This is a genomic window from Curtobacterium pusillum, assembly GCF_007673235.1.
In the GTDB taxonomy this organism is placed as follows: domain Bacteria; phylum Actinomycetota; class Actinomycetes; order Actinomycetales; family Microbacteriaceae; genus Curtobacterium; species Curtobacterium pusillum_C.
Window position 1 is genome coordinate 405,268 of the sequence record NZ_VDZH01000003.1, and the last position, 15,150, is coordinate 420,417.

The window sequence follows — 15,150 nt, forward strand, 5'->3', positions numbered from 1 at the left end:
GGCAGGAGACCGCGGTCCGAGCTCCCCTTCCGGATGGCCGGGAGGGTCGCGTAGACTCGACACCGTGCGGTTCGAGTTTCTACGCAACTCAGACGACTGACCTCTTCACGAGGTGAGACCAGCCCCCGGTTGCAGCCGGGGGCTTTTCTCGTGCTTCATCGAGTCCGACCGGGCTTCGCCTGGAGTCCCGGTCGGCGCTCCGATCCTTCCGTGATCCGGTGCGCGGCACGAAGCCCTGTGGATATCGCTCGCACCCCTCAGTTCGCGCATCCTGTTCTTCAGCCCGCGCGGCGGTCGCGCAGCGGCTTCACCGGTCGCGCACCACGGCGGAGCGCCGTCAGGTAGAGCCGGTGCGCGGTGACCACCAGGGCGAGCCACGCCAGCCCGAGCGCCCACGCCGCCAGTACGTCGGTGAGCCAGTGGTGTCCGAGGAACACCCGCGAGATCCCGACCGACACGACGAACGCCGTCCCCGCGACGATCGTCCACACCCGTGTGACGAGCCGCGACTGCCGGAGCAGCAGGAGGTACACGATCGTGCCGACGATGACGGTCGCGTTGAGGGTGTGGCCCGACGGGAACGACGGCGAGTGCTCGTACGGCGGGACCGCGTCGCCGAGCGGCGGACGTGCCCGGCCGATCAGATCCTTGCCCGCGATGGTCATGAGCAGCGACCCACCGCTGGCCGCGCCGAGCAGCACGAGCGGCGTCCACGCCCGACGCTGGATCGTGAACCCCACGAGGAACCCCAGCGCCACGATGGGCATCCCGATGGTGCCCGCGACGTCCGTCCACCACGTCACGAGGGTGTCGGCGACCGGTGAGCGGAGCGTGAGCATCCAGTCGAGCACCGGACGGTCGAGCACGGCGACGTCGTCGGCTTCGCGCACGGCGTCGTAGACCTCGGACGCCGCCCAGGTGCCGACGACCGCGACCCCGATGCCGATCGCGAGCGTCAGCACCAGGAGCGGGAGCGCACCCCACCGGTCACCGAGGGCCGCCCACCGATCGGCACCGACCCTCCCCGCACGGGTGCGCCACGTCGTGAGGTCGACGTCGCCGACGTGGTGGTCGGGCCCCTCCGGGCGATCGGTCTGCATCGCACCACCCTGCCCGACGGCAGCCGAGCGCGCCCGCGACCCGGTCGGGTGCGTCCGTCAGCCGCGGGGTCCCGGCGGGAGCAGGTGCACGTACTCGACCGCGCGCCCGGCAGCGTCGCCGTCGCCCGCCTCGACGGCGGCGCGGAGTCGGCGAAGCCCCTCGTCGAGCCGCTCGATGGGGAGGAACGCCGAGATCGGGTCCACCCGGAGGTCGTACGCGAGGCCGGTGATCGATCGCCGCCCGACGTCGGCGAGGACCTGGTTCGGGCAGGCGTCGAGCCACGCGTCGTAGTTCGCCCCGATGCCGTACATCATCCGCGCGGCTGCGGCCTCCTGCTCGGGTCCGGGACGGATCGACTCGCGTGCGAGGTCGATCCGGGCGACCGTCGACGACCGCTGCTCCTCGGTGAACAGCGGAACGGTGGACGCCACCACGCCGCGCATCACGGTGCCGATGGTCCGGAGCGCACTGACGAACCGCTCGGCACTCGGCACGACGACCCTCGTGTAGCGGTTCAGGAGCATCTCGACGAGCCCCTCGGCGACGAGCGTCGAGAGTGCTTCACGGACGGGGCTGCGGGAACCCCCGAGCCAGGCGATGAGCTCCTCGTCCCGGAGGCGCTCCCCCGGCTGCAGCGTCCCGTCGAGGATCGCGTCGCGGAGCGTGTCCGCGAACTGGTCGCGGAGAGGTCGTCGTCGTTCCAGCGCGCTCGATGACGGAATCGGCATGGTGTTCCCCTCTGATGCTGCTGCGTCGAACATCGCCGGACGCATGCAACATGCAATCACACCGGAGGAAGGATCGTGCAGCGTTCAGTCCTTCGCGGCGCCGTAGTCGTCGACGATCGCGACCGACAGCGGGAACACCACCGGGAAGTCCCGGAACAGCAGGCGCCCGGCATCGGTGGCAGCTGCCCGGACCTGCTCGGCCACCCAGTCGGCGTGCTCGGCCGGTGTGTGGACCACGATCTCGTCGTGCACGAAGAACACCAGGTGCGGCCCGTCCGTCACCGGCCCCGGGAACCGTTCGGCCAGGCGAGACCGCAGCGATCCCATCCACGCCAGTGCCCACTCGGCCGCGGTCCCCTGCACCACGAAGTTGCGGGTGAACCGCCCCCAGCTCCGCGCGCGGGACTCCACGGCACGCTGCATCGCAGGGGTCCCCTCCACCGTGTAGGCCTGGTTGCGCGCCTCGAGCCAGGAGCTTTCCGGCACCGGCGACGTCCGTCCGAGCAGCGTCGTGACGGGTTCCCCGCGTTCTCCGGCCCGCGCGGCCCGTTCGACGAGCCGGATCGCGTCGGGGAACGCCCGTGCGAGCCGCGGCACGAGCCGGCCGCCCTCGCCCTGCGTCGCCCCGTACATCGCGCCGAGCATCGCGACCTTCGCCTGCTGCCGGCTCTCGACCGCCCCGGAGGCGACCACGCCGTCGTACAGGTCGCGCCCGTCACCCGCGGACGCCATCGCCCGGTCACCGGCCATCGCTGCCAGGACGCGGGGCTCCAGTTGCGCTGCGTCAGCCACGACGAGCTTCCACCCGTCGTCCGCCACGACCGCGGGCCGGACGAGCTTCGGCAGCTGCATCGCTCCCCCGCCGTCCGCCGCCCAGCGCCCGGTGACGACCCCGCCCACCAGGTACTTCGGGTGGAACCGGCCGTCCCGCACCCACTCGTCGAGCCAGGTCCACCCGTTCGCCGTGAGCAGCCGCGCGAGCCGCTTGTACTCGAGCAGCGGTTCGATCACCGGGTGCTCGATCTCCTGCAGCTCCCACTTGCGGGTGCTCGTGACCATGAGGCCAGCGCGGCGCAGCGACTTCAGGACGTCGGCGGGCGAGTCGGGGTTGAGCGCCGGGTCGCCGAGGCGGTCCCGGACGACGGCGGCGATCTCCTCGAGCCGTCGGGGGCGCACGCCGTACGGCACCCGCGGGCCGAGGGCGTCCTCGAGCAGGCGCTCGTGCACGTCGGCACGCCACGGCAGCCCGGCGTGCAGCATCTCCGCGGCCACCAGCGCACCGGCCGACTCCGCCGTGAGGAGCAGGCGCAGCGCACCCGCTGCACTCGACGTCGCAACGGCGTCCAGCTGTGCCTGGAGCTCGGCGACCGGGTCGAGGGCGTCGTCCGCCGGCGCCACCTGGAACAGCGCGTCGTCGAAGAGCTGCGCCTGTGTCGGGCGGACGACCCGGGGCTCCTGGGCAGGAGCATCCCACGCGTCGGCTGGCGCAGCGGCGAGCGCGGAGCCCCGCGCAGCCAGCGCCGCGCGGAGGATCCGGCGGCACAGTCGGAGGTCGGTGCAGCGACCGACGCGACCCCCCGCCGCGAGCACGGCCGGGTACCAGCGCGTGGTGTCGTCCCACACCCACCGGACGTCGGGGGCGTCGCGGGACGCGATGAAGGCCGGGAGGCGCGACTCGTCCACCCGGATCGGCTCGCCGTACGCGGTCCCCGCGTCGGTCAGGGGCGTCGCGAGGACGCCGCCGTCGACACGGCGGAGGACGAGGTGCACGGAACGATCATGCCGTGCGCCACCGTCACCCGTGCGCGCTCAGGAGTCGAGTTCGACGATCTCCGCACCAGGGGCGTTGTTCCGCACGGACGCGATGCCGTTCTTCGCGCTCGCCTTCGAGGTGTACCCCTCCGAGGTGGCGATGACCTCGCCGTTGCCCGCCTCCAGGTGGAAGCGGTACTCCCCCTTGGCGTCGGTCCAGATCTCGAACTTCCCAGCCATGTCGACTCGTCGTGTCGATCCGATGGTGCTCGGTGTCCACTCTGCGCGGCTCGAGGCACACGTTACTGGTCGGTCGTCTTCCGGGTCACGCCACCGGGACGGACGGCAGCGGTGTCGGCGACGTCGATGCGGACGTCGCCGTCTTCGGCCCGGGAGACCTCGACGCGCGGGTCGGCATCGTGCTCGTCGGATCCGGACATGCGGCGGAACGTGTCCTGCCGTCGTGCTTCGAAGGACATGTCGACACCGTCGTCGAGGTGGTCGCGGTCGTGCTCGGTCATGTGCGCGACGGTACCCGGCGAGCGCTGGACGCGGACGGCCTCACTCCACCGTGCTCATCCGACCGCGGCGATCCCGGTCCGTTCCGTCCAGTGCCCGCCGGCCCGCCACCGATCGAGCACGGCCCGCTGGACCCTGCCGGAGGCCATCGCCCGTCGTGCGGCCCGGAGGTCGGTCCCGAAGACGAACTTCGCGACGCTGGCATCCCCTTCGACGTCGTCGTGCGGCCCCGGCGGCAGCAGTGCGAAGCGGGCGGCGAAGCGGACGAGGTTCGACTCCGGCCCGAGGGCGACCGCGAGCCCCGGGTCCAGGGTCCAGGAGCGGCAGGTCCAGACGGCGGCAGCGTGCTCCGGAGCGAGCCGCCGGAGCAGCTCCGGAGCGGCGGCGAAGGACCGCGCGCACGCGGCGGGATCGAGCGGCCCGGTCTCCGGGACGTGCACGCCCCACGCGCGGGTCCCGTCCGGAAGGTGCGTGCCGAGTTCGAACTGGAGGCGCCCCACGGCCACCACGCGCGCGGTCGCCAGGGCACAGAACCAGTCCAACCCCGTGGTCGCGACACCGTACCGGTCGCGTTTCCGCTCCACGTCGGCGATGCTCGCGGCCGCCTGTTCCGGGGTCGCACCGTGCTCGACGAGCCAGGTCGCAGTGCGCGGGAGCACGGCTCGGACGGCCGCCAGGGCGAGGTCGTCGCGGTCCTCCGGCGGTGCGTCCGCGACGCTCGCCGCGAGCTCCGCGGCGAGCGCACCCGGGTCCTGGAGGCGACCCACCGCGTCGGCGAGGAGCGCGACGGAGGCGGGCCGTGCCTCCAGGACGGTCACTTCAGACCCGACGAAGCCAGGCCGTCCATCACCCGGCGCTGCAGCACGACGAACATGATCAGGACCGGCGCCATCGCCATCAGGCTCGCGGCCATGAGCACCGGGTAGTCGATCGTCCGGTCTCCCGACAGGGTGGCGAGGCCGGCGGCGAGGGGCATGTCCTCGGCGCGGGTGGACACCACGAGCGGCCAGAGCAGCTCGTTCCACGACCAGAGCACCGTCGTGATCGCCAGCACGCTGATCGATGGACGGGCGAGCGGCAGCATGATCCGCCAGAACGTCTGGAACGGGTTCGCACCGTCCATCCGCGCGGCCTCCTCGAGCTCGGGCGGCAGGTTCAGGAACGCCGTGCGCATCAGGAACGTGCCGAACGCGCTGAACAGCCCCGGTGCCACGATGCCCATCAGGGTGTCGAGCCACCCGAAGCCCTGCACGATCTGGTACTGGGAGATCAGGTACACCTGCGAGGGGACGAGCAGGATCGACAGGACGATCGCGAGCAGGACCGCTCGGCCGCGGAACCTCATGCGGGCGAAGGCGTAGCCGGCGAGGGTGCAGAGCACGATCTGGGCGATGGTGCGGATGACGGTCACCATGACCGAGGTGCCGAGCTGGCTGAGGAACGGCAGGCGCTCGAACACCTGCGTGTAGTTCTGCCACTGCAGCTCCACCGGCCAGAACGTCGGTGTGACGGACTGCACCTGCGCGTTGGTGGAGAGCGACATGATGATCTGCCAGAGGAACGGGAACGCCATCAGGAACCCGCCGACGCCGAGGACGACGTGGATCCACCAGTGGCTGCCGCCGCGACGACCGGGCCGGCGCGCGGCCCGTGGTGGTGTGACGGTTGCGGTCATGCCTGCACCCACTTCTTCTGCACGCGGAACTGCACGAGCGTGACGATGCCGATGAGCAGGAAGATCACCATGGCGATCGCGGCCGCGAAGCCCTTGTCGTTGTCGATGAACCCGGCGCTGTAGAAGTAGAAGACGAGGGACATCGTCTTCGGGATGACCGGGTTGGTGCTGCCGAGGATGGCGTAGAGCAGGTCGAACAGCTGGAAGCTCGAGATCGTCGTGACGATGACCACGAAGAAGATGCTCGGACTGAGCAGCGGGACCGTGACGGAGCGGAACTGCCGCCAGCGGCTCGCGCCGTCGAGTTCGGCGGCCTCGTACAGCTCCGGTGGGATGTCCTTGAGGCCGGCGCCGAGGATGATCATCGAGAAGCCGAGCGAGGACCACAGACCGACGAGGGACACCGCGACCAGGGCGAACCCGGGCGTCGAGATCCAGTACGGACCGTCGATGCCGAAGCGTCCGAGGAACCAGTTCACGATCCCGTAGTCGCCGTTGAACATGATGCGCCAGACGAGCGCGATCGCGGCCGGCATGGCGACGTACGGCAGGAAGAAGAGCACCCGGTAGAACTGGGCGAACCGCAGGCCCGGCGTGTTCAGGAGACTCGCGAGCCACACCGCGACGGGGATGCCGAGCAGGACGATGACCGTGTAGATCACGGTGTTGAGCAGCGACTGGTACAGCTGCGGGTCGGAGACGAGCCGGACGTAGTTGGCGACACCACTGAACGTCGCCCCGCCGAAGACCCCCCACGTGGTGAACGAGTACCAGAACGTCTGGATGATCGGCCAGATGTAGAACGTGCCCACGCCGACGAGCAGCGGGAGGACGAACAACCACGGCCAGAAGCCGTCGGTCCGTCGGGGTCGGCGCCCCGACCGGCCGTCGTCGGGGCGCTCAGCCCCCGGGGCCCCCGGCCCGGACGCGCGTTGCGCTCGGGCCGGGGTGTTCGCGGTGGGGTGCCGCTCGGTGTGGATCGTCACTCGGGTCACTGCTCCTTGGCGAGGGCGGCGTCCATCTTCTGCGCGAGCTCCTTCGCGACGTCGTCGACCGGCGTCGAGCCGTCGAAGGCACTCGGCAGGAGGTTCGTCTCGAGGGTGTTCCACGCGGCGGTGTTCTTCGAGACGGGCAGCGGCTTCGCGTAGTCCACGGCGTCGAGGAAGACCTGCAGGTCGGCGTCCGGCATCGTCTTCGTGAAGGCGCTCTGCGTGCCGTCGTACGCCGGGATCACCGCGCCCATGTCGCCCTGCTGCTGCTGGGCCTGCTTGCCGGCGAGGTACACCTGCAGCGCCTGCGCCGCGGCCTTGTGCTTCGTGTTCGCGGAGACCACGTTCGAGACGCCGTGGATGACCGTGGCCTGCTCCTTGCCCTTCGGCAGCGGGTAGACGACGACGTCCTTCTCGAGGTCGGTGCCGGTGAGTGCGGAACGGAACCAGCTGCCGCCCTGGTACATCGCGAGCTTGCCCGAGGTGAACCACTGGTCGGCGGTGGTGTCGGTCAGCTGCTTGATCGACGGTGACGCTCCGGAGGCGATGAGGTCGGTCCAGAACTGCAGACCGGCCTCGGAGGCCTTCGTGTCGTACATCGACTTCGTGCCGTCGTCGCCGACGACGCTGCCGCCAGCCTGGAAGATCGTGTCGTAGTAGGTGGTCTGGCCGTCCATGCCGCCGGCCGCGCCGTACGCGCCGTCGGCCTTGAGCTTCTCGGAGAGCTCGGCGCCGGTCTTCTGGAAGTCGTCCCAGGTCCAGTCCTTCGAGGGCATGGCGACCCCGGCCTTCTCGAACAGCGCCTTGTTCATCCAGACGCCGATGGTGTCGAAGTCCTTCGGGACGCCGTACTGGGTCTTGTCGTACGTGTACAGGTCGTTGAGCGCGGACGAGTACTTCGCGGGGTCGATCGCCCCGGCCTTGACCTCACCGGTGATCGGCGCGAGCTTGCCGTTCGCCGCGTACAGCTGGAAGTTCGGGCCGTTCATCCAGAACAGGTCGGGCAGCGTGTCGCTCGACCCCTGCGTCTGCAGCTTCGTCCAGTAGCTCGCGAACGGCGTCACGTCGACGTTCACCTTGATGTCGGGGTACTCCTCGTTGAACCCCTCGAGGTTCGCCTTGATCGCCTTGACCTGGTTCTCGTCCCAGACGGCGTACGTCAGGGTCGCCTTGGTGTCCTTGGCTGCCTTCTCGTAGTCGCCGCCGGAGCCGGTGGCGCCTGATGAGGTACTGCAGCCGGCGAGGAGTACGGCGGCGCCGAGCGCTGCGACGGCGCCGAGGATCGCGCGGCGACGGCCACGGCCCTTCGCGGGGGTGGTTGCGGGCATCGGGTGTCCTTTCGCGAGTCCGTCAGCGGGTGACGGCCGGGGTGGGGGTGCTGAAGTGGGCGATCGTCGCCGCCGGGAGCGGCGGGACGTCGATGGGGACGGAACCGTTCCGGAGCGAACGGGTCGCGAGGGCGCCGGCCGCCACGGCGGCGCGGGCCGCGATCGGCGAGAGCGTCGTGGGCTCCCCCAGTGCGACGTGGCGGAGGAACTCGGTCATGGTCACGAGGTCGGCGTCGGCGTGGCCGGACTCGACACCGGCGATCGGGTACTCACGGTCCCCCGCGACGTCCCAGCCACGACGGTGGGTCCAGACCTTCACCACGCCGCCGCCGGTGTCGCCGATGTTCTCGAGGCGCCCCTCCGTCCCGATGACGGTGTAGTTCCGCCAGTAGTCCGGGGTGAAGTGGCACTGCTCGTAGCTCGCCTGGACGCCGTTGTCGAGCGTCATCATCACCATCGAGACGTCCTCGACGTCGACGACCGGGTTCAGTCCGGTCTGCTCGAGCGGCGGCCAGTTGTCGAGCGAGAACCAGTCCCCCATGAGCTCGCCGCTGCGATCGCGACGGTCCGTGACGTCGCCGTAGACCGAGAGCGATCCCATCCCGACGACGCGGGCGGTGTCCCCTCCGCCGAGGGCGTGGATGACGTCGAGGTCGTGGCTGGCCTTCTGCAGGAGCAGGGAGTTCACCTTCGCGCGGTCGGCGTGCCAGTCCTTGAAGTAGTAGTCGCCGCCGTTGCCGACGAAGTGGCGGCACCAGACCGCCTTGACCTGGCCGATCTCGCCACGGTCGACGATCGCGCGCATGAGCCGGACGACGGCGGCGTGCCGGAAGTTGTGCCCGACGTACAGGGGCGTGCCGGTCTCCGCTGCCGTGTTGAGGACGGCATCTGCGTCCTCGACCGTGATGGCGAGAGGCTTCTCGAGGTAGACCGCGATCCCCGCGCGGAGCAGGTCGATCGCGATGGCGGCGTGCGTCCAGTCCGGGGTCGTGACGATCGCCGCGTCCACCGCTCCGACGAGGTCGCCGTGCTGCGCGACGACGAGGGCATCCGGGTACTCGACCCGTGCTCGCTCGCGCCCATGGTCGGTGACGTCCGCGACGGCGACGACCCGTGCCTCCAGGTCGGTCGCCGCGGCAGCCGCCTCTGCCACGTGGCGGGCGATCGCCGCGCGCTGTCCCATGCCGACGATGCCGACCCGGAGGGGTCGTGCCGTCCTTGCGTCACCCATGCTCATCTCGCTCCCTTGCGTGATTGTGACGCCCATGATGCCGAATCGATCATGAATGCACAATAGGCGCTCAACGAACGCTCATGGGGAGACCGTGGAGGGTTTTACACGATGGAAACGTCGTCCACAGGGAGCGGAGGACGAGTCCCCCGGCACAGGAGGGGCTCAGTCGGCGACGACGAGCTCCACGCCGGCGCCGGCGAGGTCCGTGGCGAAGGCCGCAGGGACCGGCTGGTCCGTCACCAGGACGTCGATGCGGTCGAGCGGGCAGATGCGTGCGAAGGTCGCACGCTCGATCTTGGTCGAGTCCGCCACCACGATGACCCGGCGACCGACGGACGCGAAGTGCCGGCTCACCTCGGCCTCGCCCTCGTGCATGGTCGTGGCGCCGTACTGGCCACTGAGACCGTCGACGCCGAGCACGACGACGTCCAGCGCGAACTCGTCGAGGGTGTCCCGGACCAGGGGTCCGACCAGCTCGTACGACTGCCGCCGTGCGACACCGCCGGTCACCACGATCTTGACGTTGGCGCGGACGGACAGCTCGTAGCCGATGTTCAGCGCGTTCGTGACGATGGTGACCCCGTACTCGCCGTCGGCCCGGGTGAACCGCTCGCTCTTGCCGAGTTCCCGAGCGACCTCGGTCGTCGTCGTGCCACCGTTGAGCCCCACCGTGTCGCCGGGCTGGATGAGCCGCGTGGCCGCGCGCGCGATCGCGGTCTTCGCCTCGGCCTGCCGGGCGATCTTGTACTGCAGCGGGAGTTCGTAGCCGGCGCCGAGTGCTGCTGCTCCGCCGTGCGTCCGGGTGACGAGCCGTTGGTCCGCGAGCGTCGTGAGGTCGCGGCGGGCGGTCGCCGCCGAGATCCCGAGCATCTCCCCGATCTCGGCGATCGACACGTTGCCGCGTTCACTCACGAGTTCGAGCAGGGCGTTGAGCCGCTGTTGCGGAGTCATGACGGCAATCCTAGGGCGTCGGCTGACGCCCAAGTTGAGCGGAAATGACGTTTTGCTCTTCCATCGCGCACGATCGCTCGCTACGCTTCCTGATCATCGATCACCCGGATCGAACCGGACCGGAAGGCACCCATGACCGACACCTTCGTGAGCGCAGAGCTGGCGTCCCAACCGGAGACCTGGCGCGCCGCCGCGGCCCTGCTGCCGTCGTTCACCGACGCGCTCCCCCAGCCCGGCGAACGCGTCGCGGTCGTCGGGTGCGGCACGAGCTGGTTCATCGCCATGAGCTACGCCGTCGCCCGCGAGCAGGCCGGCCTCGGCGTCACCGATGCCTTCGCCGGCTCCGAGTACCCGGCGAGCCGCGAGTACGACCGCGTCGTGACGATCAGCCGCTCCGGCACGACGACCGAGATCGTCGACCTGCTGCAGGCACTGCCCGACCAGCGGACCGTGCTCATCACGGCCGTCCCGGACAGCCCGGCTGCCGCCGTGGCCGACGACGTCGTCGCGCTGCCCTTCGCCGACGAGCGCTCGGTGGTGCAGACGCGCTTCGCCACGACGGCCCTGGCGCTCCTGCGGGCGTCCATCGGTGACGACGTCGACGCACTCGCGGCACAGGCTGAGATCGCACTCGCGCTGCCGATCGACGATCTCCTCGATGCCGAGCAGGTCAGCTTCGTCGGTCGCGGGGCTGCGGTCGGCCTCACGTTCGAGGCGGCCCTCAAGACGCGTGAGGCCGCGCAGTTCTGGGCCGAGTCGTACCCGGCGATGGACTACCGCCACGGCCCGATCGCGATCGCGCAGCCCGGGCGGCTGGTGTGGTCGCTCGGCGCCGCACCGGACGGCCTCGCGGACGAGGTCGCGGCCACAGGTGCCCGGTTCGTCGCACACGACCTCGACCCCATCGCCGGACTCGTCGTCGTGCACCGCTTCGCGGTCGCGCTCGCCGAGGGCCGAGGGCTCGACCCGGACAACCCGCGGTCGCTCACCCGTTCGGTCATCCTCACCTGATGCCCGGCGCAGGCGCGGTGCTCGGGGTCGACGTCGGCGGTACGGGCATCAAGGCCCGGCTGACCGGTGCCGACGGACTCGTCCTCGACGAGACCCGGGTCCCGACGCCGCGCGACGACCCGGATGCCACTCGGCTCGCGGGTCTCGTGGCAGACCTCGCGACACACGCGCTCGACCGTGGTCCGCTCGACGCGATCGGACTCGTCACCCCGGGGGTCGTCGACGACGACGCCGGGCGGGTCGTGCTCTCGGTGAACCTCGGGTGGCGCGACCTGCCGGTGCGCGACCGCGTCCGGACCGAGCTCGCCCGTCGCGGCATCGACGTCCCGCTCGCGTTCGGGCACGACGTCCGCGCCGGCGCCCTGGCCGAGACGGCGACGGCAGATGCCGCGCTGGCCCTGGGTTCGGTGGCGTTCGTCCCCGTCGGCACCGGGCTCGCGAGTGCCCTGGTGGTGGACGGCGACGTCGTCACGGGTGGTGGCTGGGCCGGGGAGATCGGACAGGTCCGCATCCCGACCGGTCCGCACGCCGGACACCGGGTCGAGGAGATCGCCTCGGCCGGGGGAGTCGCCCGCCGTTCCGGATCGGCCTCCGCGCACGAGGCGATGCTCCGCGTCCGCGCCGGAGACCCCGTCGCCACGACCGTGTGGGACGAGTGCGTCGACGTGCTCGCCGACGCCCTGGTGTGGACCACCGTGGTGTCGGGGTGCCACACGATCATCGTCGGCGGGGGGCTGGCGGAGTCCGGAGCACTGCTGTTCGAGCCGCTGCGAGCCGCCGTCGCCGAACGCCTCGCGGGGTTGCGGGTCCCGTCGCTCGTCCCCGCACGCCACGGTGACGCGGCCGGTGCCATCGGCGCCGGGTTGCTCGCGCGCCGCATCGTCCGCATAGAGGTGGCCGCATGACGACGCTGCTCCGCGCCGACCGCATCGTGACGGCGACGGACGACCTGCACGACGCGTGGATGGTCGTCGACGGCTCGGCCGGAGCCGACCGGTCCGGCGTGGTGGTCGCCGTCGGGACGGGGACACCGCCGACCACGGACTCCGCGACGACGGTCGCGGGCACGATCATCCCCGGGATGGTGGACCTGCACGCCCACGGGGCCCTCGGACACGACTTCGCCGCCTGCACCGTCGACGACGCGGTCGCGGCCGCCGCGCACCATCGCTCCCACGCGACGACGACCCTGGTGGCCTCGATCGCCACGGGCACGGTTGACGACACCGCGGCGGCCCTCCGCCGACTGCGTCCACTCGTCACCGACGGCACGCTCGCCGGACTCCACCTCGAGGGACCGTGGCTCGGCCCCGCGCGCCGAGGAGCTCACCGTGCGGACCTGCTGCACCCGCCGACCCCTGCCGAGGTCGACACGTTCCTCGATGCCGCGGACGGGGCGCTCGCGGTCGTCACCCTCGCGCCGGAGCTCCCGGGTGCGCTCGACACCGTCCACCGGCTGGTCGCCGAGGGCATCGTCGTCGCGATCGGGCACACCGACGCCACCGCCGACCAGACACGTCGGGCGGTCGATGCCGGCGCGACACTGGTCACGCACCTGTTCAACGGGATGCCGCCGCTGCACCACCGGGAATCCGGCCCGGTCGGCGTCGCGCTGACGGACGACCGGCTCATGGTGGAGTGCATCGTGGACGGCCACCACCTCGACCCCGTCGCCGTGGACCTCGTCCGACGAGCGGCGCCCGGCCGGATGGTCCTGGTGTCCGACGCGATGTCCGCGACGGGCTGCCCGGACGGCGACCACACGATCGCCGGCTCGGCCGTGTCGGTGCGGGGCGGCGTCGCGATGCTGCGCGACGGTTCGTCCCTCGCGGGGAGCACCATCACCGCCGCCGACGCCGTCCGCCGCCTGCTCGACTCCGGGACGCCGCTGACCGAGGTCGTCGCCGCGGCGTCGACCCGACCGGCACGGCTCCTCGGCCGTCCGGCTCCGCTCACGATCGGTGCCCCGGCGGACCTGGTCGTCCTCGACGACGCGGGCGCGATCTCGACACCGGTGGTGTTCCCGTGATCATCGTGGTGACCCCGAACCCCGCGGTCGACGTGACCTACCGCGTCGCCGAACAGCGCATCGGTGCGACCCAACGCGTCCTCGACGTCGCTCGCCGCCCCGGCGGGAAGGGCCTGAACGTCGGTCGCGTCCTCGCTGCGACCGGCACCGGGACGCACGCCGTCCTGCCGCTCGGCGGTCCTTCGGGTCGTTGGGTCGCCGACGCACTCGACGCGCTCCGACTCCCACACAGTGACGTCGCGGTGACGGGGGAGACCCGCACGACCGTGACCGTCGTCGACGACCGCGAGCACCCGACGATGTTCGGCGAACCCGGACCCCGTGTGACGCCGGACGAGTGGGACGCCGTGACCGCCTCCGTCGAGCGGCTGCTCGACAACGCCGAGCCCTCGGCGCTCGTGGTGTCCGGCTCGCTGCCGAGCGACACCGATCCGGCGGTCGTGGGTGCCTGGGTCGCCGCCGCCCGTGCCCGCGGCGTCCCGGGCCTGGTCGACTGCTCGGGCGACGCGCTCCTCGCCGCGGCCGACGCGGGGGCGACCATCTGCAAGCCGAACCGCGGCGAACTGCTCGAGGCCACCGGAGCGGCGGACGAACGGGCCGGCGCACTCCAGCTGCTCGACCGCGGAGCCGCGGTCGTCGTGGTGTCCCGCGGGGCCGACGGCATCGCCGCACACACGGTCGACGACGTGGTCGAGGTCCCGGCGATCGCGGGGGTGACCGGGAATCCGACGGGAGCCGGCGACGCCGCGACGGCCGGACTCATCACGGCGCTGGCAGCTCGGCCGGCCGGGGTGAGCGGCGCCGGAGCGCCCGTCGTCGTCGACGAGACCGCGCTCCGCACCGCTGCCGCCTTCGGGGCCGCAGCGGTCCTCCGCCCGGTCGCCGGCGAGGTCGACCCCGACGACGTCCGGCGGTTCCTCACGACCACCGAGACCGACACAGACACAGACACAGCACCGCACGACCGAACCGGGAGCCCCGCATGATCACCGACCTCGCCCTGACGGGCCTGCTGGACACCGCCCGCACGGCCCACCGTGGCGTCGGGGCCTTCAACGTCGTCCTCCTCGAGCACGCCGAGGCGATCGTCGCCGGGGCCGAGCTCGCCGGTCTCCCGGTCATCCTGCAGATCAGCGAGAATTGCGTCCGGTACCACGGCGGCCTCGCACCGATCACCGCTGCGACCCAGGCGATCGCCCGTGCCGCCGACGTCGAGGTCCTCGTGCACCTGGACCACATCGAGGACACCGACCTGGTGCTCGCGGGCATCGAGCTCGGCGTGGACTCGATCATGTACGACGGCTCGCACCTGGACTTCGACGCCAACGTCGAGGCGACCCGGCGGCTCGCGCAGCGCTGTCACGACGCGGGTGTGGCGATCGAGGCCGAACTCGGCGAGGTCGGTGGGAAGGACGGTGTCCACGCGCCCGGCGTGCGGACCGACCCGGACGACGCGGCATCGTTCGTCGCCGACACCGGGGTCGATGCCCTCGCCGTGGCCGTGGGGACGTCGCACGCGATGCAGACGCGGGAGGCCTCGGTGGACCGGGACCTCGTCGGACGACTGCGCGCGGCGGTGCCGGTGCCGCTCGTGCTGCACGGTTCCTCGGGTCTGTCGGACGACGAGCTCCGCGGCGCCGTGCAGGCAGGGATGACGAAGATCAACATCTCGACGCACCTGAACGGACTGTTCACACGGGCGCTTCGCGAGGTGCTCGACGAACGCCCGGACATCGTCGACCCCCGGAAGTACGTGTCGGCGGGGCGCGATGCGATCGCCGGTGAAACGGCACGGCTGCTCACGCTGCTGCACGGCTGACCACGATCGACCGG

The 15,150-nt window shown here is 71.4% G+C and carries 16 protein-coding genes; 5 read left to right on the forward strand and 11 right to left on the reverse strand.

Going from position 1 to position 15,150, the window contains the following annotated elements:
• Positions 1–278: 278 nt before the first annotated feature.
• From FS532_RS10330 to FS532_RS10380, 11 genes are all read right to left on the reverse strand, one after another.
• Complete coding sequence (locus FS532_RS10330) at positions 279–1,100, reverse strand: phosphatase PAP2 family protein (protein WP_144753580.1); 822 nt, start codon at positions 1,098–1,100, stop codon at positions 279–281.
• A gap of 57 nt (positions 1,101–1,157) precedes the next feature.
• On the reverse strand, positions 1,158–1,829 hold the full coding sequence (locus FS532_RS10335; RefSeq protein ID WP_144753583.1) for a GntR family transcriptional regulator: 672 nt from the start codon (positions 1,827–1,829) through the stop codon (positions 1,158–1,160).
• Positions 1,830–1,913: 84 nt separating this feature from the next.
• On the reverse strand, positions 1,914–3,599 hold the full coding sequence (locus tag FS532_RS10340; protein ID WP_144753586.1) for a bifunctional 3'-5' exonuclease/DNA polymerase: 1,686 nt from the start codon (positions 3,597–3,599) through the stop codon (positions 1,914–1,916).
• A 39-nt stretch (positions 3,600–3,638) separates the two neighbouring features.
• Positions 3,639–3,821 carry a YegP family protein gene (locus tag FS532_RS10345; protein WP_144753588.1) on the reverse strand — a complete coding sequence of 61 codons (183 nt, stop codon included), beginning with the start codon at positions 3,819–3,821 and terminating at the stop codon, positions 3,639–3,641.
• Positions 3,822–3,883: 62 nt separating this feature from the next.
• Positions 3,884–4,102: a hypothetical protein gene (locus tag FS532_RS10350; RefSeq protein ID WP_144753590.1), complete on the reverse strand. Its 219-nt coding sequence runs from the start codon at positions 4,100–4,102 to the stop codon at positions 3,884–3,886.
• 54 nt (positions 4,103–4,156) lie between these two features.
• A complete protein-coding gene (locus FS532_RS10355) occupies positions 4,157–4,918 on the reverse strand; it encodes a hypothetical protein (RefSeq protein WP_144753592.1) in 762 nt (253 codons plus the stop codon).
• On the reverse strand, positions 4,915–5,775 hold the full coding sequence (locus FS532_RS10360) for a carbohydrate ABC transporter permease (RefSeq protein WP_186321987.1): 861 nt from the start codon (positions 5,773–5,775) through the stop codon (positions 4,915–4,917). The genes FS532_RS10355 and FS532_RS10360 overlap by 4 nt, the downstream gene beginning before the upstream one ends.
• A complete protein-coding gene (locus tag FS532_RS10365) occupies positions 5,772–6,770 on the reverse strand; it encodes a carbohydrate ABC transporter permease (RefSeq protein ID WP_260852639.1) in 999 nt (332 codons plus the stop codon). Before FS532_RS10365 ends, FS532_RS10360 begins: the two co-directional genes overlap by 4 nt.
• Entirely contained in the window at positions 6,767–8,092 is a 1,326-nt protein-coding gene (locus FS532_RS10370; RefSeq protein WP_144753594.1) for an ABC transporter substrate-binding protein, read from the reverse strand. The genes FS532_RS10365 and FS532_RS10370 overlap by 4 nt, the downstream gene beginning before the upstream one ends.
• 22 nt (positions 8,093–8,114) lie before the next feature.
• The gene (locus tag FS532_RS10375; RefSeq protein ID WP_144753596.1) at positions 8,115–9,323 is read right to left on the reverse strand and encodes a Gfo/Idh/MocA family protein; all 1,209 of its coding nucleotides are present in this window, start codon (positions 9,321–9,323) and stop codon (positions 8,115–8,117) included.
• A 165-nt stretch (positions 9,324–9,488) separates the two neighbouring features.
• Positions 9,489–10,277 (reverse strand): DeoR/GlpR family DNA-binding transcription regulator, encoded by a 789-nt coding sequence (locus FS532_RS10380; RefSeq protein WP_144753598.1) that lies wholly within the window; start codon positions 10,275–10,277, stop codon positions 9,489–9,491.
• Positions 10,278–10,409: 132 nt separating this feature from the next.
• On the opposite strand from FS532_RS10380, the gene FS532_RS10385 reads away from it, so the two are divergent.
• Genes FS532_RS10385 through FS532_RS10405 form a run of 5 tightly spaced genes read left to right on the forward strand, consistent with a single transcriptional unit; the run spans position 10,410 to position 15,136 of the window.
• The gene (locus FS532_RS10385) at positions 10,410–11,288 is read left to right on the forward strand and encodes an SIS domain-containing protein (protein ID WP_144753600.1); all 879 of its coding nucleotides are present in this window, start codon (positions 10,410–10,412) and stop codon (positions 11,286–11,288) included.
• Entirely contained in the window at positions 11,288–12,193 is a 906-nt protein-coding gene (locus FS532_RS10390; RefSeq protein WP_144753603.1) for an ROK family protein, read from the forward strand. Before FS532_RS10385 ends, FS532_RS10390 begins: the two co-directional genes overlap by 1 nt.
• The gene (gene nagA / locus FS532_RS10395; protein ID WP_144753606.1) at positions 12,190–13,317 is read left to right on the forward strand and encodes an N-acetylglucosamine-6-phosphate deacetylase; all 1,128 of its coding nucleotides are present in this window, start codon (positions 12,190–12,192) and stop codon (positions 13,315–13,317) included. The genes FS532_RS10390 and nagA overlap by 4 nt, the downstream gene beginning before the upstream one ends.
• On the forward strand, positions 13,314–14,303 hold the full coding sequence (locus FS532_RS10400) for a 1-phosphofructokinase family hexose kinase (RefSeq protein WP_144753608.1): 990 nt from the start codon (positions 13,314–13,316) through the stop codon (positions 14,301–14,303). Before nagA ends, FS532_RS10400 begins: the two co-directional genes overlap by 4 nt.
• Positions 14,300–15,136 (forward strand): class II fructose-bisphosphate aldolase, encoded by an 837-nt coding sequence (locus tag FS532_RS10405; RefSeq protein ID WP_186321988.1) that lies wholly within the window; start codon positions 14,300–14,302, stop codon positions 15,134–15,136. Before FS532_RS10400 ends, FS532_RS10405 begins: the two co-directional genes overlap by 4 nt.
• Positions 15,137–15,150: the final 14 nt, after the last annotated feature.